15 protein-coding genes are annotated in these 18,126 nt (G+C 70.5%); 5 read left to right on the plus strand and 10 right to left on the minus strand.

Going from position 1 to position 18,126, the window contains the following annotated elements; translation table 11 throughout:
• Positions 1-128 precede the first annotated feature (128 nt).
• Positions 129-1,097, minus strand: a complete 969-nt coding sequence (locus ACFZBP_RS41395; protein ID WP_391421041.1) for an EamA family transporter — start codon at positions 1,095-1,097, stop codon at positions 129-131.
• A gap of 134 nt (positions 1,098-1,231) precedes the next feature.
• On the opposite strand from ACFZBP_RS41395, the gene ACFZBP_RS41400 reads away from it, so the two are divergent.
• Together ACFZBP_RS41400 and ACFZBP_RS41405 are read left to right on the plus strand one after the other, a co-directional pair.
• A complete protein-coding gene (locus ACFZBP_RS41400; protein WP_391421042.1) occupies positions 1,232-1,828 on the plus strand; it encodes a TetR family transcriptional regulator in 597 nt (198 codons plus the stop codon).
• 37 nt (positions 1,829-1,865) lie between these two features.
• Complete coding sequence (locus ACFZBP_RS41405) at positions 1,866-2,417, plus strand: YdeI/OmpD-associated family protein (protein WP_391421033.1); 552 nt, start codon at positions 1,866-1,868, stop codon at positions 2,415-2,417.
• 35 nt (positions 2,418-2,452) lie between these two features.
• On the opposite strand, the gene ACFZBP_RS41410 is transcribed toward ACFZBP_RS41405, so the two are convergent.
• Positions 2,453-3,007 (minus strand): YceI family protein, encoded by a 555-nt coding sequence (locus ACFZBP_RS41410; RefSeq protein WP_391421034.1) that lies wholly within the window; start codon positions 3,005-3,007, stop codon positions 2,453-2,455.
• Positions 3,008-3,147: 140 nt separating this feature from the next.
• Here ACFZBP_RS41410 and ACFZBP_RS41415 point away from each other — a divergent pair, with 140 nt between their 5' ends.
• From ACFZBP_RS41415 to ACFZBP_RS41425, 3 genes are all read left to right on the plus strand, one after another.
• Positions 3,148-5,478, plus strand: coding sequence for a polysaccharide lyase family 8 super-sandwich domain-containing protein (locus ACFZBP_RS41415; RefSeq protein WP_391421035.1), 2,331 nt, complete (start codon positions 3,148-3,150; stop codon positions 5,476-5,478).
• A gap of 154 nt (positions 5,479-5,632) precedes the next feature.
• Positions 5,633-7,216: a carboxyl transferase domain-containing protein gene (locus ACFZBP_RS41420; RefSeq protein ID WP_391421036.1), complete on the plus strand. Its 1,584-nt coding sequence runs from the start codon at positions 5,633-5,635 to the stop codon at positions 7,214-7,216.
• A 57-nt stretch (positions 7,217-7,273) separates the two neighbouring features.
• Positions 7,274-7,468 (plus strand): acyl-CoA carboxylase subunit epsilon, encoded by a 195-nt coding sequence (locus ACFZBP_RS41425; protein WP_383454244.1) that lies wholly within the window; start codon positions 7,274-7,276, stop codon positions 7,466-7,468.
• A 151-nt stretch (positions 7,469-7,619) separates the two neighbouring features.
• Here ACFZBP_RS41425 and ACFZBP_RS41430 read toward each other — a convergent pair whose 3' ends face one another.
• The 8 genes from ACFZBP_RS41430 to ACFZBP_RS41465 form a co-directional block, all read right to left on the minus strand.
• Complete coding sequence (locus ACFZBP_RS41430; protein WP_026248371.1) at positions 7,620-8,201, minus strand: ATP/GTP-binding protein; 582 nt, start codon at positions 8,199-8,201, stop codon at positions 7,620-7,622.
• Positions 8,182-8,760 carry a DUF742 domain-containing protein gene (locus tag ACFZBP_RS41435; RefSeq protein WP_234765771.1) on the minus strand — a complete coding sequence of 193 codons (579 nt, stop codon included), beginning with the start codon at positions 8,758-8,760 and terminating at the stop codon, positions 8,182-8,184. The genes ACFZBP_RS41430 and ACFZBP_RS41435 overlap by 20 nt, the downstream gene beginning before the upstream one ends.
• A 95-nt stretch (positions 8,761-8,855) precedes the next feature.
• Complete coding sequence (locus ACFZBP_RS41440; RefSeq protein WP_004983065.1) at positions 8,856-9,269, minus strand: roadblock/LC7 domain-containing protein; 414 nt, start codon at positions 9,267-9,269, stop codon at positions 8,856-8,858.
• Positions 9,270-9,279: 10 nt separating this feature from the next.
• Positions 9,280-12,507 (minus strand): nitrate- and nitrite sensing domain-containing protein, encoded by a 3,228-nt coding sequence (locus ACFZBP_RS41445; RefSeq protein ID WP_391421037.1) that lies wholly within the window; start codon positions 12,505-12,507, stop codon positions 9,280-9,282.
• 391 nt (positions 12,508-12,898) lie between these two features.
• Positions 12,899-13,474, minus strand: coding sequence for an ATP/GTP-binding protein (locus tag ACFZBP_RS41450; protein ID WP_030051303.1), 576 nt, complete (start codon positions 13,472-13,474; stop codon positions 12,899-12,901).
• Positions 13,455-13,853, minus strand: coding sequence for a DUF742 domain-containing protein (locus ACFZBP_RS41455; protein ID WP_003997626.1), 399 nt, complete (start codon positions 13,851-13,853; stop codon positions 13,455-13,457). Before ACFZBP_RS41455 ends, ACFZBP_RS41450 begins: the two co-directional genes overlap by 20 nt.
• 112 nt (positions 13,854-13,965) lie before the next feature.
• Complete coding sequence (locus tag ACFZBP_RS41460; RefSeq protein WP_093910158.1) at positions 13,966-14,379, minus strand: roadblock/LC7 domain-containing protein; 414 nt, start codon at positions 14,377-14,379, stop codon at positions 13,966-13,968.
• Positions 14,380-14,388: 9 nt separating this feature from the next.
• Entirely contained in the window at positions 14,389-17,964 is a 3,576-nt protein-coding gene (locus ACFZBP_RS41465) for a nitrate- and nitrite sensing domain-containing protein (protein WP_391421038.1), read from the minus strand.
• Positions 17,965-18,126 lie beyond the last annotated feature (162 nt).

Here is an 18,126-nt window from a genome sequence, read left to right on the forward strand (position 1 = left end):
CCCCTACGTATGGCATGCGCCGGTCAAATTCGGTTGCTGGCCATTGTGGATCCTGTGAGCCTCCGGACAAGGGCCCAAATCCGGCCAGGCAGCTTCAGGACACCGGTCGCACGGGGTTCGGGCCCTGTCTAGGGACGGGAGCCGCAGGCCTTCGCCTCCCGGTGGCGCCGTAGGGCAGGAACGCGAGACGTCCCGCCCCCGCGCTCACCCCCGCCTCCGCGCCCGCCGCGCTCGCGCTGCACGATCACCACCGCGGCCAGCCCGATGCCCAGCCCCAGCGCCGTCTGCACGCCGAACGGCTCGCCGAACATGAGCGCGCCCCAGACCGCCGTGACCGGAGCCATCAGGAACATCAGGGCGTTGACCTCGGTGACTCCGGAGCGGCGCAGGATGATCCAGTACAGCCCGTACCCGCCGAAGGTGGACAGTACGACGAGCCAGCTGATCGCGACCCAGAAGCCGGCCTCGGCGGGCGGCGCGGCCGCTCCCGTGCCCACGGCGAGCGCGGTGAACAGCACGGCGCTGGTGGCGCAGTGGACGGTCATCGCCACCCCGGGTGCGACCGGCGCGGGGGAGCGGCTCTCCAGGAAGGTGGCCGCCACCAGCGACAGCATGCCGAGGAACGGCACGAGATAGGCCCACGGGGCGACCCCGCTCGTGGCCGCGGCGTCGGCCAGCGTGACGAGGGCGACCCCGCTCACCCCCAGGCACAGCCCCAGCCACTGTCGAGGTGAGACGTACTGCCGCAGCAGCGGCCCCGCCAGCGCGCCGGCCACGAGCGGCTGGACCCCGTCGATCAGGGCCGTGGTGCCGCTGGAGACCCCGAGCTGGATGGCGTAGTACACGGTGAGCAGATAGCCGCTCTGCGACAGCACCCCGATCGCGGCCTGTCGTCCGGCGTCCCGCGCCGTCAGACCCCGCCAGGACGCGCGCCCCACCGTGGCGGCGACGACGACCAGGACGGCGGCGAGCGGCAGGAACCGCCACATCAGGACCGTGACGGCCGCCGCGCTTCCCGCGCCGAGCTTGGCCCCGATGAACCCGGAACTCCAGCAGAGGACGAAGGCGATCGACAGCAGAGCGTTCGCCGGGACCACGGGGACCACCCACCCACTAGACAGATCGGTATACCTGGCTCCGGGTTCCCACTATACAGATCGGTATACTTTCGAGCATGAGCAGTGGCGTGAGCAGTAGAACGGGCGGCGCGGAGCAGCCGCGGCGCGTCGCGATGACGCCCGCCGCGCGGCGCGTCCTGGAGGCCGCGGAGCGGCTGTTCTACGAGCGCGGCATCCATGCCGTCGGAGTGGACCTCATCGCGGCGGAGGCGGGGGTCACCAAGAAGACGCTCTACGACCGCTTCGGCTCCAAGGAGCAGATCGTCGTGGAGTACCTGGCGGGCCGCGACGAACGCTGGCGGGCCTTCCTCGCGCAGTACGTCGACGACCACCTCGACGCGGCGCATGCGACGCCCCGGGGCCGCGTCCTGGCCGTGTTCGACGCCTCACGGGCCTGGTCGTCGGAGCAGGCCTCCAAGGGGTGCAGCATGGTCAACGCGCATGCCGAGATCAGCGACCCCGCCCACCCCGCCCACCCGGTCATCACGGGCCAGAAGGGGTGGATGCTGGCCCTGTTCACGGGCCTCGCCCAGGACATCGCCTCGGATGCGCCGAAGGGCGGGCTCGACGCGGACCGCCTGGGCCGTACGCTCATGCTCCTGCACGAGGGAGCCCTCGTCGCCCACGGCCTGAAGATCTTCCCGGACCCCTTGGCGCACGCCCGCGAACAGGCCGAAGCTCTCCTCGAGCCCTACGGGACGGCCCTATAGGACGGAATCCGACCTCTTTCCCGCCTACCGTGCTCGCATGGACCCTCTCGCCTTCGAGTCCGCCCCCGCCCTCGACGCCTGGCTGACCGAACATCCCGCCCCGCACCCCGGCCTCTGGATCAAGGTCGCCAAGAAGGGCTCCGGCGTGCCCTCCGTCAGCGCGGCCGAGATCAACGACCTGGCCCTGTGCCACGGCTGGATCACCGGACAGCGCAAGGGGATCGACGCGTCGTACTACGCCCAGCGGATCACCCCGCGCCGGCCCGGCAGTCTCTGGTCGATGGTCAATGTGCGGCGGGTGGCGGAACTGACCGCCGAGGGCCGTATGCACCCCGCGGGCCTCGCCGAGGTGGGCGCCGCCAAGGCCGACGGGCGTTGGGAGGCGGCGTACGAGTCGCAGAGCAACGCGCGGGTCCCGGACGAGCTGACCGCGGCCCTGGAGGAGCATCCCGCGGCCAAGGAGGTCTTCGCGCGGCTGGGCCGCACGGACCGCTACCAGGTCATGCTCGGCCTGCTCCAGGCCCGGGCCCCGCGCAGCCGGAACGCTCAAGTCGCAGCGATTCTACGGGAGTTGGATAAGCGCCGGTGAGTCACTCGCTCACCGGCGCCTCCTGTGCGCGAAGGTCACGCGTTCCGGATCGCCGAGATGTCGAAGTTCAGCTTGATCTTGTCGGAGATCAGCACGCCGCCCGTCTCCAGGGCCGCGTTCCAGGTCAGGCCCCACTCGGAGCGCTTGATCTCCGCCTTGCCCTCGAAGCCGACGCGCTCGTTGCCGAAGGGGTCCTTCGCGGCGCCGTTGAACTCGAGGTCGATGGTGAGCGGCTTGGTGGTGCCGAGGATCGTCAGGTCGCCGGTGATGCGGTAGTCGTCGTCGCCGAGGGCCTCGGCCGAGGTCGAGCGGAAGGTCATCGTCGGGAACTCGTCGATCTTGAAGAAGTCCGCGCTCTTCAGGTGGCCGTCCCGGTCGGCGGAGCCGGTGTCGATGCTGTCCATCTTGACGTCGATGGACGCCGTGGACGCGGACGGGTCGCCGCCGTCCAGGTGCAGCGAGCCGCTGAAGTCGAGGAACTTGCCCTTGACGTTGGTGACCATGGCGTGGCGGACGGTGAAGCCGATCGCGGAGTGGGCGGTGTCGACCGTGTAGTCGCCGGTCAGCGCGGTCAGGTCGGTGTTCGTCATGGCGTGCTCCTTCGGAAGAATCGGTGATGTTGAATCTTTAACTACATCAACGCGACCGACCGTAGACCTATTCCGTTCAGGATTCAACATCATCCGCAAAGTGTTGGCGTGATTACGGAGAGGTGGTAGATGCCCAAGGCATGACCTCTCAGCGCACCGCGCTCACGAGACCCACCCGCCGAGCCGTCCTCCTCGCGGCGGCGCTCCTGGCCACCACCGCCACCACCGCCCCCGCGGCCCCGGCCGACGCCTACGACACCCTCCGCCTCCGCTGGCTCGACATCGCCCTCGGCCGCGGCTACGACCCCGCCGCCGAGCCGTACGCCACCCGTCTCGCCGAGACCGGCACCCTCGCCCGCGGCTTCCGGACCACCATGGCCCCCACCCCCACCTCCCTCTGGCCCGGCCACCCCTACGACCCGCCCGCCGGCATCACCCAGAGCTACGGCCGCCTGTGGACGATGACCCAGGCCTACGTCCGGCAGGGCACCGGCTCCACCGCCGACCCCGCCCTGCTCGCCGACATCCTCCGCGGCCTGGACCACCTCTCCGCCACGGTCTACCACCCCGGCACCACCCGCTACGGGAACTGGTGGGAATGGCAGATCGGCAGCCCGCGCCTGCTGATGGACATCACGGCCGCCCTGTACGAACACCTCACCGAGGCCCAGATCGCCGCCGCCTGCGCGGCCGTCGACCACTTCGTCCCCGACGCGATGCTCACCGACTACTCCGGCACCTCCACCGGCGCCAACCGCGTCGACCTCTGCCGCAGCGTCGCCCTGCGCGGCATCCTCGGCCGCGCCCCCGCGAAGATCGCGCTCGCCCGCGACGCGCTCTCCCCGGTCTTCCCGTACGTCACCAAGGGCGACGGCCTCTACGCCGACGGCTCCTTCGTCCAGCACACCTGGGTCGCCTACTCCGGCACCTACGGCCAGGTCCTCCTCGACGGCCTCGGCCGCCTCTTCGCCCTGCTCGCCGGGTCCGACTGGGCGGTGACCGACCCCGCCCGGCAGATCATCCTCGACAGCGTCGAGCACGCCTACGCCCCGCTCATCCACGACGGGTTGATGATGGACAGCGTCAACGGCCGCGCCATCAGCCGGGGTTACCTCAAGAGCGACGACCGCCACGTCCTGCGCAGCGACCACTTCCACGGCCAGGGCGTCATCGCCGCCATCGCCCTGCTCGCGGGCGGCGCGAGCGCGGCGGAACGCGAACGCTGGTACGGCCGTGTCAAGGGATGGATCCAACGGGACACGGTCACCCCGATCCTGACGTCCCCTCAGTTCGGCGTGGCCGACCTCGCCCGCCTGCACGCCGTCGCCGAGTCACCGCTCCCGGCCGCCCCCGAACCGACCGGCCACCACCTCTTCGCCGCCATGGACCGAGCCGTCCACCGCCGCCCGCGCTTCGTCGCGAACCTCGCCATGGCCAGCGACCGCATCGCCCACTACGAGTGCGGCAACGGCGAGAACCCGCGCGGCTGGCACACCGGCGCCGGAATGCTCTCCTGGTGGGCCGACGGCCTCGGTGATCAGTACACGGACTGGTACTGGCCGACCGTCGACTGGTACCGCCTCCCCGGCACGACCGTCTCCACGCTCCGCCTCCCCGACAAGGCCGGCGGCGAATGGGGCGAGCCCAAACCCGACGTGCGCTGGGTCGGCGGCACGACCGACGGCGAGTACGCGGCGATCGGACAGCACCTGAAGGGCCTCGGATCGACGCTCGAAGCCCGCAAGTCGTGGTTCTGCGCCGACGACGCCGTGATCTGCCTCGGCGCCGGGATCCGCTGCGCCGACGGCGTCCCCGTCGAGACCGTCGTCGACAACCGGAACCTGGGGGAGGGCGGCACCCAGGCCCTCGTACGCGGCGCGGGCTGGGCGCACCTGGCGGGCCACGGCGGCTGGGTGGTGCCGTACGGCGATCTGCGCACCCTTCGCGAGGACCGCACCGGCGCCTGGGCCGACATTGACACCACCAGCACCCCGGAGGCCCGCACCCGGCGCTGGCAGACTCTCTGGCTGGACCACGGCACCGACCCGGCCGACGCCACCTACGTCTACCTGCTCATGCCCGGCGCCGGCCGCCGAGAGGTCGCCGTCCGGGCCGCGCAGGGCCGGCGCTGGATGTCGGTCCTGGCCAACGACCGCACCCGCCAGGCGGTGCGCGTCCCCTCCCTGGGCCTCACGGCCGCCAACTTCTGGCAGCCGGGCGCGGCCGGCCCGCTCACCGCGTCCGCCGGGGCGAGTGTGCTGCTCCGCCACCGGGGCCGTACCGCTACGCTCTGCGTCAGCGAGCCGCCGCGCACGGGCGAGCCGCTGGAGATCACCTGGGACCACCCCGTACGCGGCGTCCTGCGCGAGGACGACACGGTCGAGATCCTCGCCACGGGCCGCCGACTGCGCCTCCGTGTCACTCCGGGGATGGTATGTGCCACCCATCGATGTGAGGTGCTTCTCGGCTGACGCCTTTGTTCGACCTCCACAACGCGGACGCCCTCTGAGCAGTCGGAAAGGCTGCATGCCCCGATGGTTCTGTTCAGGGGTACCAGGAAAAGGGTCCGAGGACTGTACGGAGTCAACGGCTCGCTTTCCTTGGTGTCCTTCGTAAGGTCGCTACATGACCGTTTTGGATGAGGCACCGGGTGAGCCGATCGACGCCCGCGGGCGGACCGCCGAGCTGCACGAGATCCGTGCGCAGGCGCTGGCCGGCCCGAGCGAGAAGGCGACCACGGCGCAGCACGCCAAGGGCAAGCTGACCGCCCGGGAGCGCATCGAGCTGCTCCTGGACCCGGGCTCCTTCCAGGAGGTCGAGCAGCTGCGCCGGCACCGGGCCCAGGGCTTCGGCCTGGAGACCAAGAAGCCGTACACCGACGGTGTCATCACCGGCTGGGGCACGGTGGAGGGCCGCACGGTCTTCGTCTACGCCCACGACTTCCGGATCTTCGGCGGCGCGCTGGGCGAGGCCCACGCCACGAAGATCCACAAGATCATGGACATGGCCATCGCGGCCGGTGCCCCGCTGGTCTCCCTGAACGACGGCGCGGGCGCCCGTATCCAGGAGGGCGTCTCGGCGCTCGCCGGCTACGGCGGCATCTTCCAGCGCAACACCAAGGCGTCCGGCGTCATCCCGCAGATCAGCGTGATGCTCGGCCCGTGCGCGGGCGGCGCGGCGTACAGCCCGGCCCTGACGGACTTCGTGTTCATGGTCCGTGAGACGTCCCAGATGTTCATCACCGGCCCCGACGTGGTCAAGGCCGTGACGGGCGAGGAGATCACCCAGAACGGCCTCGGCGGCGCGGACGTGCACGCCGAGACCTCCGGCGTCTGCCACTTCGCGTACGACGACGAGGAGACGTGCATCGCCGAGGTCCGCTACCTCCTGTCGCTCCTCCCGCAGAACAACCGCGAGAACCCGCCCCGGGTGGAGGCCGCCGACGCCGCCGACCGCCGCTCGGACGCCCTGCTCGACCTGGTCCCGGCGGACGGCAACCGTCCGTACGACATGGCCAAGGTCATCGAGGAGATCGTCGACGACGGCGAGTACCTGGAGGTCCACGAGCGCTGGGCGCGGAACATCATCTGCGCGCTCGCCCGGATCGACGGCCAGGTCGTCGGCATCGTCGCCAACCAGCCGCAGGTCCTCGCGGGCGTCCTGGACATCGAGGCTTCGGAAAAAGCTGCGCGCTTTGTCCAGATGTGTGACGCTTTTAACATCCCGATCGTCACCTTCCTGGACGTCCCCGGGTTCCTCCCCGGTGTCGACCAGGAGCACGGCGGGATCATCCGGCACGGCGCGAAGCTCCTGTACGCCTACTGCAACGCGACCGTGCCGAGGATCTCGCTGATCCTGCGCAAGGCGTACGGCGGTGCGTACATCGTCATGGACAGCCAGTCCATCGGTGCCGACCTCACCTTCGCCTGGCCGACGAACGAGATCGCCGTGATGGGCGCGGAGGGTGCCGCGGGCGTCATCTTCCGCCGGCAGATCGCCGAGGCCGAGGACCCCGAGGCCATGCGGGCCCGCATGGTCAAGGAGTACAAGTCCGAGCTCATGCACCCCTACTACGCGGCCGAGCGCGGCCTGGTGGACGACGTGATCGACCCCGCCGAGACCCGCGAGGTGCTTGCCAGGTCCCTGGCGATGCTCCAGACCAAGCACGCCGACCTGCCGTCCCGTAAGCACGGCAACCCCCCGCAGTAACCCAGCGGACCCTCCGCGACACCCTCGCGGAAACCTCATCCACGGAGACTGTGACCTATGAACTCCCCTGACATCCGCGTCGAGAAGGGCCACGCCGAGCCCGAGGAGGTCGCCGCCATCACGGCCATCCTCCTCGCCCGCGCCGCTGCCCAGCCCACCGACCCCACCCCGGCCCACCGAGGCCGCCCCCGGGCCGGCTGGCGCCGCCTGGAGCGAGAGGGCGGCTTCCGCGCCCCGCACAGCTGGCGGTAAGCCCCACAAACGACGACTCAGGGCCCCCTCTCTCAAGAGAGGGGGCCCTGAGTGCTTTGGGCTTTCAGGGGCGCGGGGAACTGCGCGACAAGCCACTGGGCTGCCGCGGACGGCATACGACCGTCCGCGGCAGCCCAGCAGCCGCACCCGACTACCGCAAGCGAGCCATCAACGCGTGCTCGACCAGGGTGATAAGTGCAGACTTCGCATCGGCCCGATGCCGCGCGTCCGTCGTGATGATCGGCGTGTCAGGCCCGATCTGCAGAGCCTCCCGCACCTCGTCCGGGTTGTACGGCTGATTCCCGTCGAACCCGTTGAGGGCGATCACAAAGGGAAGCCCCGAGTTCTCGAAGTAGTCGACCGCCGGGAAGCAGTCGGCAAGGCGCCTCGTGTCGACGAGGACGATCGCGCCGATCGCACCGCGCACCAGGTCGTCCCACATGAACCAGAAACGGTCCTGGCCGGGCGTACCGAAGAGGTACAGGATCAGGTCCTGGTCCAGGGTGATGCGACCGAAGTCCATCGCGACCGTCGTGGTCGTCTTGTCTCCGGTGTGGGTGAGGTCGTCGATGCCCGCCGAAGCTGACGTCATGACGGCCTCTGTGCGCAGCGGGTTGATCTCCGAGACGGCGCCGACGAACGTGGTCTTGCCCACGCCGAAGCCGCCCGCCACCACGATCTTCGCGGAGGTGGTGGAGCGGGAAGGACCGCCGCTAGAGCTTGCGAAGTCCACTGAGCACCCTTTCGAGCAGTGTCACGTCTGGCTGGCCGCCGGCGTTCTCGTCGCCGCCCGGCTGATGGATGGCGACCAGGCCCGCCTCCGCCAAGTCGGCGACGAGGATCCTGGCCACGCCGAGAGGGATCGTCAGCAGGGCCGAGACCTCGGCGACCGACTTGATCTCACGGCAGAGGTTGCAGATCCGCTGATGCTCGGGCAACTGGCCCTGCATCTGATGCGGCTGCGCGGTGGTGTGCACCAGCGCCTCGATGGCGAGCTGGTAGCGCGGGCGCGTCCGTCCGCCGGTCATGGCGTACGGGCGCACCAGGGGGTTGTTCGACGCCCCGGCGGGCGCCGGCTCAGGGGCGCGTCGTTGCGGCTGCACGGGCTGGATGCGCGGCGCCGGCGGCTGGTCGTACGGCGAGGGCCCGGGGCCCTGCGGAGCGTACGGCTGCCGCTGGCTGGGCGTGGAGGGGAAGTTGTAACGGTTCGGGTTCTGGGAACCGTCGTTCTGACCCTGGCCAGGGCCGTACGACCAATTACCCGACGATGAACCGCCTGGGGGTGTTGCCACTTTCTCTCCTCCTCCGACTGTGCCTGGCACCCATCATGTGGAGCCGCGTCCCGAAACCTTACGGCCACGGGACGCCAAAACGCACCGACTGTCTGTTAGTTGAGCAGGCTGCCCTGGAGCTCCGCACGCAGATCCGGCGTCAGGACCGTACCGGCACGGTCGACCAGAAGCGCCATCTCGTACCCGATGAGGCCGATGTCCGCCTCGGGGTGTGCGAGAACCGCGAGCGACGATCCGTCGGAGATGGACATGATGAACAGGAATCCCCGCTCCATCTCCACAACCGTCTGGTTCACGCTGCCGCCCTCGAAGATCCGCGAGGCACCCGCGGTCAGCGAGGTCAGACCGGAGGCGACGGCCGCGAGCTGGTCGGCGCGGTCGCGCGGAAACCCTTCGGACATCGCCAGAAGGAGTCCGTCGGCGGAGACCACCACCGTGTGCGACACCCCGGGGGTGTTGTCCACGAAGTTGGTGATCAACCAGTTCAGGTTCTGTGCCGCCTGGCTCATCGGGCTCACACTAACGCTCCTGGTTGTAGGTGCTGTCAGAACCGAAGCCCTGACCGTTCGTTTCACTTCCCGCGCTGCGTCCCCGCTGGACACCGCGGCGCAGGTTGCTCAGCCTGCCCCGGACGTCCTCGGGAGCGCGGGAGATCTGTGGACCTCCCTGGGGGGTGGTCTCGGCGGCTCCCTCGACCAGGTTGGCCTTGGGCACCCGCCGCGGCAGTCCGGAGGAGGTCACCCCGCCCGCCTTGGGCTTCCGGAGCTGCGCGGCCTGCTGCCAGCGGTCGTCGTTGGCCGAACGCCAGCTGCTGTCGCCGTTGCTCTCCGGCGTGGGGGCCGGCGATTCCTGCCGCACCGGCCGGGCGCCGTTGGTGCCGCTCGCGGGGGCTCCGCGGCGCGGAAGGCCGGCGTCGGTCAGTGCGTGGGCGGCGGAGGAGGCCGGTCCCGGACGGTCGAAGCCTACGCGGTCGTGCTCGCTGGAGTCATCGGCCTGCGCAGATTCCGTTTCCGGAGCGTACTGGTCCTGGTAACCGTTGCGGTAGCCGTTCTGCTGCGGCCAGTCGTCCTGGTGACGCCGCTGCTCGAAGGCCGGGAAGCTCTCCGGGGCGGAGGCACTCGTGGCGGCGGGCTCCTCACGGACCGGCTCCGGATAGGAGGGCTCGGGGTAGCCGCCGTTGGACGAGAAGGTGTCGTTCTGCGACAGGCCGCCGTTCGGCGCGTAGTACGTGTCGTCGTACGACGGACGCTGCTGCTCCTCGTACTGCGTCTGCCGCTGTTCCTCGTACGTCGGCTGCGCCTGCTGCGGGTCGTATCCGCCGGGCTGCTCGGGGAAGCCGCCCCGGTCGTCGTAGGCCGGCTGACCGGTGAACTCGTCGTACGCCGACGCCTCGGGGTTCTCCAGAGCGGGCGGCTGGCCGTGGCTCTGGGCCTCCAGGGCCGCCCGGCGCTCCTCACGCATCAGGGAACGGCCGACGGGGTCCAGGTCGCGCAGGTCGTCCGGGACCTCGTAGCGGCTGTCGTCGAAGCCCAGCTCGGCGGCCGTGCGCATCTGCGGCTGGTTGAAGTTCTCACCCTGGAACTGCTGCTCCGGGATGATCTGCGAGACGGTGAACTCGTCCTGGGCCGGCTGCTGCTCGCCGCCACCGCCGTGCGTGATCGCGTCCGGCAGCATGACCAGCGACGTGGTGCCGGCCTGCTCGCCGGAGGGGCGCAGCTGGACGCGGATGCCGTGCCGGTCGGACAGCCGGCCGACCACGAACAGGCCCATGCGCTGCGAGATCGCGGCGTCCACGGTCGGCGGGTTGGCCAGCTTGTGGTTGATGTCGGCGAAGTCCTCGGCGGTGAGGCCGATGCCCTTGTCGTGGATCTCGATCATGACCCGACCGTCGGGGAGACGGGTGGCGGTCACGCGAACCTTGGTCTGCGGGGAGGAGAACGTCGTCGCGTTCTCCAGCAGCTCCGCGAGCAGGTGCACGAGGTCGGTCACGGCGCGGCCGTGGATCTCGGCCTCCGGGACACCGGACAGCTCGATGCGCTCGTACTGCTCCACCTCGGAGGAGGCGGCGCGCAGCACGTCGACCAGCGGGACCGGCTGGTCCCAGCGGCGGCCGGGCTCCTCGCCGGCGAGGACGAGGAGGTTCTCGCCGTTGCGGCGCATACGGGTCGCGAGGTGGTCCAGCTTGAAGAGGTTCTCCAGCTGGTCCGGGTCGGCCTCGTTGTTCTCCAGGTCCGTGATCAGGGTCAGCTGGCCCTCGATCAGCGACTGGTTGCGGCGCGACAGGTTGGTGAAGATCGCGTTGATGTTGCCCCGCAGCAGGGCCTGCTCGGCGGCGAGCCGGACGGCCTCGCGGTGGACCTGGTCGAAGGCGCGGGCGACCTCGCCGATCTCGTCGCGGGTGTTGATCGGGATGGGCTGGACGCGGGTGTCGACGCGGCCCGGGTCGGTACGCGAGAGCTGGTCGACCAGCATCGGCAGACGCTGCTCGGCGATACCGAAGGCGGCGTTGCGCAGCTGGCGCATCGAGCGGGACATCTGGCGGGCCACCATGCCGGCCAGGATGAACGCGGCGAGCAGGGCGACCACGACGGCGGCACCGGTGATGAGGGCGTCGCGCTTGGCGTCGTCGGAGATGACCGAGGCCTCGTTCACCGCGGTGTTGGCGAGGTCGTTCTCGATGTCCCGGTAGGCGTTGTACTTGAGGGTGTTGACCGCCCACCAGTTCTCGGCGGTGATGCCCTGCTGGGCGAGCGCCGCACGCTCACTGGTGTCCGTGGAGCTCAGCTGGGACAGCGCACCGACCATCTTGGTGGGGTCGGCCGGCGGCGCCACGTAGTCCGGGTTCTTCTGCTTGGCCGCGGCGGCCATGGCGGCGCCCTCGGCCTTGATCTTCGTCGTGGCGTCCTGGAGCTTCTGGATGTCCGCCTCGGTGCCACCGCTCTGGTACTCCTGGATGGCGATGCCCTCCAGGTAGGCGTACGAGGACAGGGCGACGCGCTGCCTGGCCAGGTCCGTGGCCTTGGGGCCCGGCTTGACCAGCATGTGCATACCGATGGAGCGCTCCAGGGAGAGCGCGCCCTTGGTCAGCGAGATCGCGTAGACGGTACGGCCGTAGCTGGTGATGTTGCCGGTGCCCAGGCCCAGCTCGTTGGAGAACTCCAGCAGCCGGTGCTCGACCTCGACGTAGCCCTCTTCGGTCTGCACGCCGCCGAGCTTGGTGGTGTAGGCGGCCGCGCGCAGGTCCGTCAGATCCGGCTCGACCTCACGGAAGCGCTCCAGACGGCGCACCAGGTTCGGCCGGTCGGGCATGTTCTGGGCGGCGACATCGAAGGCGTCGGCGGCCTCGTCGGTCTTCTTGCGGGCGGCCACGACCGTCGGGTCGTCCTCGCCCTTGCCCTGGAGCAGGGGAGCGGCGGTCGAGTCGCGCTCCTCCAGCAGGGCATCGCCGTAGGTGAGGGCGGCGGCGACCAGACGCGCGGTGTTCTCCGCGTCCTCGGCCTCCTGCCAGGTGTCGATCGAGCTCTTCACCTGGAAGCCGCCCATGACGAGGCCGACCAGCACGGGTATGAGCAGGATCGCGTTCAGCCGGGTCGGCACGCGCCAGTTGCGCGGCGAGAGACGGCCGCCGCTCGGCGCGGGCGCCGCCGACGGTTCCGATCCGGGCACAGGGGCGGGCGCCGCTCCGCGCGGCGGCGGGGTGAAGTTGCCCCGGGCCGACGGCTCGGGACTGTTCTTGCTTCGCCTCACTCGACCAACAACCTTCCGGCGGGGTCGGCACCTACGTATGTGCCGCTGTGTCTCAGAGCCCAGTACGCCATCGAGTAGTACGCAGTACTGCTGAGTACGTCTTTGACTATTGGGCAGTTCTCGCATTCCAGCACGTCGGCCTGCGCTCTTCCAAACAGTGGAAGGAGAAGATTCCGAGCGATGTAAGCCCTAGATAAAACGGTCATAAAGAGCGAGCCCCGTCAAAAGACGGGGCATTTGTGAACGCAGCGACACCGCTCGACCGCGACGAGTGGCCGTACCACCCGATTCCTCTGCCGAAACGTTATGAACAACGAAGCCGACCGTGTCAAAAGCCACAGCCGGCTCCGGCACATCTACGACAACTGCCGTATTGCGCTACCGACTTGCTCTACCGCAACCGGGCCATGAGTGCATGCTCGACCAGCGTGATCAGCGCACTCTTGGCATCGGCCCGATGCCGGGCGTCGGTGGTGATGATCGGCGCGTCCGGGCCGATCTGCAGCGCCTCGCGCACCTCGTCGGGCGTGTAGGGCTGGTGCCCGTCGAAGCCGTTGAGGGCTATGACGAACGGGAGCCCGCTGTTCTCGAAGTAGTCGACCGCGGGGAAGCAGTCGGCGAGCCGGCGGGTGTCGACCAGCACGACGGCGCCGATCGCGCCGCGCACCAGGTCGTCCCACATGAACCAGAAACGGTCCTGGCCGGGCGTACCGAAGAGGTACAGGATCAGGTCCTGGTCCAGGGTGATACGACCGAAGTCCATCGCCACCGTGGTGGTGGTCTTGTCACCGGTGTGCGTCAGGTCGTCGATGCCCGCGCTCGCGGACGTCATGACGGCCTCGGTGCGCAGCGGGTTGATCTCCGAGACCGCGCCGACGAACGTGGTCTTGCCCACGCCGAAGCCACCCGCCACCACGATCTTCGCGGAGGTGGTCGCCCGGCCTGGTTCAGAGCTTGCGAAGTCCACTGAGCACCCTTTCGAGCAGCGTCACATCCGGAGCGCCGCCGTTGTTCTCGTCGCCGCCCGGCTGGTGGATGGCGACCAGGCCGGCCTCGGCGAGATCCGCGACGAGGATCCTGGCCACACCCAGCGGCATGGACAGCAGCGCGGAGACCTCCGCGACCGACTTCACCTCACGGCACAGATGGCAGATGCGCTGGTGCTCCGGGAGGAGCCCCATGAGCGCTGCCGGGTCGGCCGTGGTGCTGATCAGGGCCTCGATGGCCAGCTGGTAGCGCGGCCGGGTCCGGCCGCCGGTCATCGCGTACGGACGTACCAGCGGCTGGTCGCCCTCATCCTCGTACGGCTCCGCGTACGGATCATGAGAGGCGGTGGGCGGGGTCATGAATCCTCCGGGCGGGGACAGCAAGTCGGTCAGTCAAGCCGTCTGACGGGGCCGGTGGGGGGATTGTGGCGGCCAAACGGTGATTTGGTGAGACGGGTGGATCCGGGGGTGATCAGTGGAGCAGACTGCCTTGGAGTTCGGCGCGCAGATCCGGCGTGAGCACCGCGCCCGCCCGGTCGACCAGCAGCGCCATCTCGTAGCCGACGAGGCCGATGTCGCACTCCGGGTGTGCCAGGACGGCGAGCGAGGAACCGTCCGAGACGGACATGAGGAAGAGGAATCCCCGTTCCATCTCGACGACGGTCTGGGCCACGCTGCCGCCGTCGAAGATCCGGGAGGCCCCCGCGGTCAGCGACGTCAGGCCCGACGCGACGGCCGCCAGCTGGTCGGCACGGTCGCGGGGGAAGCCCTCCGACATCGCCAGCAGCAGGCCGTCGGCGGACACGACGACGGTGTGGGACACCCCGGGGGTGTTGTCCACGAAGTTGGTGATCAACCAGTTGAGGTTCTGTGCCGCCTGGCTCATCTGGCTCAACTAACGCTCCTGCTGGTGAGTGGGGTTCGGGAAGCTGCCGGTCTGGCCGTTGCGGACCTCACGACCTTGCGCGATACCCCGACGGAGATTGGTCAGCCGGCCGCGTACGTCGTCAGGCGCACGCGAGACCTGCGGACCGGATTGGTGCTGTTGCTGCTGAGCCGTACCCGGGACGAGGTTCGCCCTGGGGACCCGGCGCGGCAGGCCGGAGGTGGTGACCCCGCCCGCGGCCGGCTGCCGGACGCGTTCCGCCTGCCGGACGAGATCGTCGTTCGGCGAGCTGCGCCAGGCGGTCGATGAGGTCCGCTGGGAGGCGGAGGACGACTGCGCGGGAGCCGCGGGAGCCTGCGGCTCCTGGGGAGCGGAGGCCGGAGCCGGGCCGCCCGCACCGGGCTGACGCCCCTGCGGACCGCCGTGGAACCAGTTGGTCTCCAACGTGTCGTACAGCGGCGTACGCCCGTCACCGGGACCCGTCGCCGGCGGCAGTGCCTCGGGCTCCTGCCGCGCGGGCCGCTGCTGCGGACGCGCCGGGGCCGGGGGCTGCGGGGCGCCGTAGCCGGCGTTGCCGCCGTAGGCGCCGTTGACCTGCGGCCGCTCGAACTGGCCGGTGGCCTCGGGGTTCTGGCCGGGCAGCGCGTGCTGGCCCGTGGAGCTGCCGTCGTACGCCTGCGGAGCCGTCGGCCGGCCCTGCTGCGCCGGGGCGTTCTGCCCGTTCGGGGCGCCGAAGACGTCCGAGCGGACGAACTGCCCCGTGCCCTGCGGCTCGTTCGCGGCGGGGCGGGCGAACTGGCCCGTGCTCTGCGGGTTGTACGAGGCCGGGCTCGCGGCGTCGAAGTCCGGGCGCGGGATCGCCGGGATCTCCGCCGTCGAGCCGGGACCCTGACGGTCGTCGACGCGCGGCATCCGCGAGGTCTGCGAGGGGTCCTCGTCGTGCCCGCGCGGGGTGTCGAGCGAGGCGCGCGGCACCGGCGGCTGCGCGTTCTCGTCGCTCCAGCTGGGGCGGGAGGGCTGGTTGCCGCCGGGCAGCTCGGCACGCGGACCACCGCGCGGCGGAAGCTGCGGCTGACGGCCACGGCGGCCCTTCTCACCGCCGACGGGCGGGGACTGCGGCGCCGACGGTCCGCCCGGCCGGGACTGCTCGCGGCCGGGGCCCGCGCCACGGGAGCCGCCGAAGGCGTCCTGGCCCGCGCCGAACGGGTCCTGACCCGTGCCCGCGGCCTGCAACCCCTGCGGAGCACCCGGGGCCTGGCCACCGAAGCCGGCACCGGCACCCGCGGGAGCCGGCCGGCCCTGCGACGGCGCGCCGCCCTGGCCCTGCGGTCCACGCGGGGCACCCGGTCCGCCCGGAAGCCCGCCACCGTCACGTCCGGGCAGCGCGGCCCGCGGACCCTGACCGGCGCCGAGCCGGCCACCGCCGGAGGCACCGGCACCGAGGGCACCGCCACCGGGCGCACCCGCGCCGAGCGGGCCGCCTCCGCCCTGGGCCTGACGACGAGCGGCGGCCGCACCCGCGGCGGCCTGCGCGGCGGCGGGACCACCGGAGCCGGCGGGACCGCCCTGACCGGGCTTGCCCGGAGCGGGCTTCTTGCCACCCTGGGCGACGTCGACGGGCAGCATGACCAGCGCGGTCGTACCACCGGAGTCGGACGGGCGCAGCTGGATGCGGATGCCGTGCCGCTGGGACAGCCGACCGACCACGAAGAGACCCATGCGGCGGGAGACGGAGACGTCCACGGTGGGCGGCGAGGCGAGCCGCTCGTTGATCGCGGCGAGGTCCTCGGGGGAGAGACCGATACCGGTGTCGTGGATCTCGATCAGCACCCGGCCGTCGGGCAGCGCGTGACCGGTGACCTTGACCTTGGTCTGCGGGGAGGAGAACGACGTCGCGTTCTCCAGCAGCTCGGCGAGCAGGTGCACGAGGTCGTTGACCACGCGTCCGGCCACTTCGGTGGTCGGCACGGAGGCCAGCTCGATGCGCTCGTACTGCTCCACCTCGGAGGCGGCGGCGCGGAGCACGTCGACCAGCGGGACCGGGCGGGTCCAGCGACGACCGGGCTCCTCACCCGCGAGGACGAGGAGGTTCTCACCGTTACGGCGCATGCGCGTCGCGAGGTGGTCGAGCTTGAAGAGGGAGGACAGCTGGTCCGGGTCGGCCTCGCGGGACTCCAGTTCGGAGATGAGCGAGAGCTGGCGCTGGATGAGGCCCTGGGAGCGGCGCGAGAGGTTGGTGAACATCGCGTTGACGTTGCCCCGCAGCAGGGCCTGCTCGGCGGCCAGTCGGACCGCCTCGCGGTGCACGTCGTCGAAGGCCGCGGCCACCTGGCCGATCTCGTCCCGGGAGTGCACACCGACCGACTCGACGGAGGTGTCGACGTCCTGCGGGTCGGACTCGGAGAGCTGCTTGACCAGCTCGGGCAGCCGGTCCTGGGCGACCCTGGTGGCGGTCTCCTCCAGGCGGCGCAGCGAGCGGATCATGGAGCGGGCGACGACGAAGGCGCCGACCAGCGAGACACCGAGCACGAGCAGGATCAGCGCACCGGAGATGATCGCCTCGCGCTCCGACTCGTTGCGCAGCTCGCGGGCCTTCTGCTCCATGTCCTCCAGCAGCGTCGTCTCGATGGCGCGCATCTGCTGGATCTTGGTGGTGCTGTCGTCGACCCAGTCGCGGTACGACCGCTTCTCCAGGTCGTCCAGGGCGTTGGGGTTGCCGAGCGCACGGTTGGCGTACTTGTCGCTCGCCGTGATCGTCGGGTTGCCCTTCTCGATCGACTTGAGCAGGTCGGCGGCGCCCTGGGTGCCGTAGATGCTCCGGAAGCTCTTCAGCTCGGAGCGCTGGCTCGCCAGCGCGGACTCGGCGTAGAGCCGGTCGTTCTCGGAGAGGTCGCCGACGCTGTCGTTGTTCGCGGGCAGCGCCGCGGCGAGGACCGCGCGCTGGATGGACGCGTACTCCTTGGCGGTGGAGAAGGCCGCCAGGGCACGCGTGCTCTGGATCATCTCCGGGTTGCTGGTCGCCTCCGCCATGTCCTGCGAGAGACCGAGCAGGTTGGTGATCAGCCGGTGGTAGGCCTCCACGGTCTGCGTGGAGTTGTCCTTGGCCTCGTAGGCGGTGCTGCGGATCTTCTCGATGGTGCCGAGGTCGCCGACGAGCTGGACGAGGTTCTCGCGGACGCCCTTGAGATTGCCGTCCTTGCTGGAGTCGTCGATCTCCTCGGACGCCTCGATGAAGCTGTCACGGGCCCGGTTGGTCTTGTCCCGGTAGCCCTTGACCGTGTAGTCGGTCGCCTTGGCGCCGTGCGCGAGCGGGCCGGCGGACTGGTCGCGCTCCTCCTGGAGCGCGGCGGCGAGCTCGGTGGCCCGCTTGGTCATGTCCGTCAGCAGCTTCATGTTGTCGAGCTGCTGGATGTCGTCCATGTTGTCGCTGATGCGCAGGGCACCCAGCGAGGTGGCCGCGACCACCGGAAGCGTCAGCAGCGCCACCAGACGCGTGGAGATACGCCAGTTGCGCAGGGCTATTCGCGTGCCCGGGCCACCGGTGCCCTTGGCGGCCTTCTTCGGGGCCGGCGCGGAAGGGCTCACCGCCCCCGCGGACGCCGACACGGCGGGGCGCCCGGAGCGCTCACCGCCGTCGACGGAAAGGGCCGGGCCCCCTGGTTCTGGGCGTGCTGGGTCGAGGGACCTCGGTCGGTCCCGCCGTGCTCCGGCTCCGCCGAAGCGCTGCCATCCCTCTTGAAACGTCCC

The sequence above is a fragment of the Streptomyces sp. NPDC008086 genome (assembly GCF_042957325.1).
Classification (GTDB): Bacteria; Actinomycetota; Actinomycetes; order Streptomycetales; family Streptomycetaceae; genus Streptomyces.

Excerpts from the sequence above, each read along its gene's own strand:
- ACFZBP_RS41400 (WP_391421042.1), top strand. The coding sequence starts at position 1,232 with ATGACGCCCGCCGCGCGGCGCGTCCTGGAGGCCGCGGAGCGGCTGTTC.
- ACFZBP_RS41405 (WP_391421033.1), top strand. The coding sequence starts at position 1,866 with ATGGACCCTCTCGCCTTCGAGTCCGCCCCCGCCCTCGACGCCTGGCTG.
- ACFZBP_RS41410 (WP_391421034.1), bottom strand. The coding sequence starts at position 3,007 with ATGACGAACACCGACCTGACCGCGCTGACCGGCGACTACACGGTCGAC.
- ACFZBP_RS41415 (WP_391421035.1), top strand. The coding sequence starts at position 3,148 with ATGACCTCTCAGCGCACCGCGCTCACGAGACCCACCCGCCGAGCCGTC.
- ACFZBP_RS41420 (WP_391421036.1), top strand. The coding sequence starts at position 5,633 with ATGACCGTTTTGGATGAGGCACCGGGTGAGCCGATCGACGCCCGCGGG.
- ACFZBP_RS41425 (WP_383454244.1), top strand. The coding sequence starts at position 7,274 with ATGAACTCCCCTGACATCCGCGTCGAGAAGGGCCACGCCGAGCCCGAG.
- ACFZBP_RS41440 (WP_004983065.1), bottom strand. The coding sequence starts at position 9,269 with ATGAGCCAGGCGGCACAGAACCTGAACTGGTTGATCACCAACTTCGTG.
- ACFZBP_RS41455 (WP_003997626.1), bottom strand. The coding sequence starts at position 13,853 with ATGACCCCGCCCACCGCCTCTCATGATCCGTACGCGGAGCCGTACGAG.
- ACFZBP_RS41460 (WP_093910158.1), bottom strand. The coding sequence starts at position 14,379 with ATGAGCCAGGCGGCACAGAACCTCAACTGGTTGATCACCAACTTCGTG.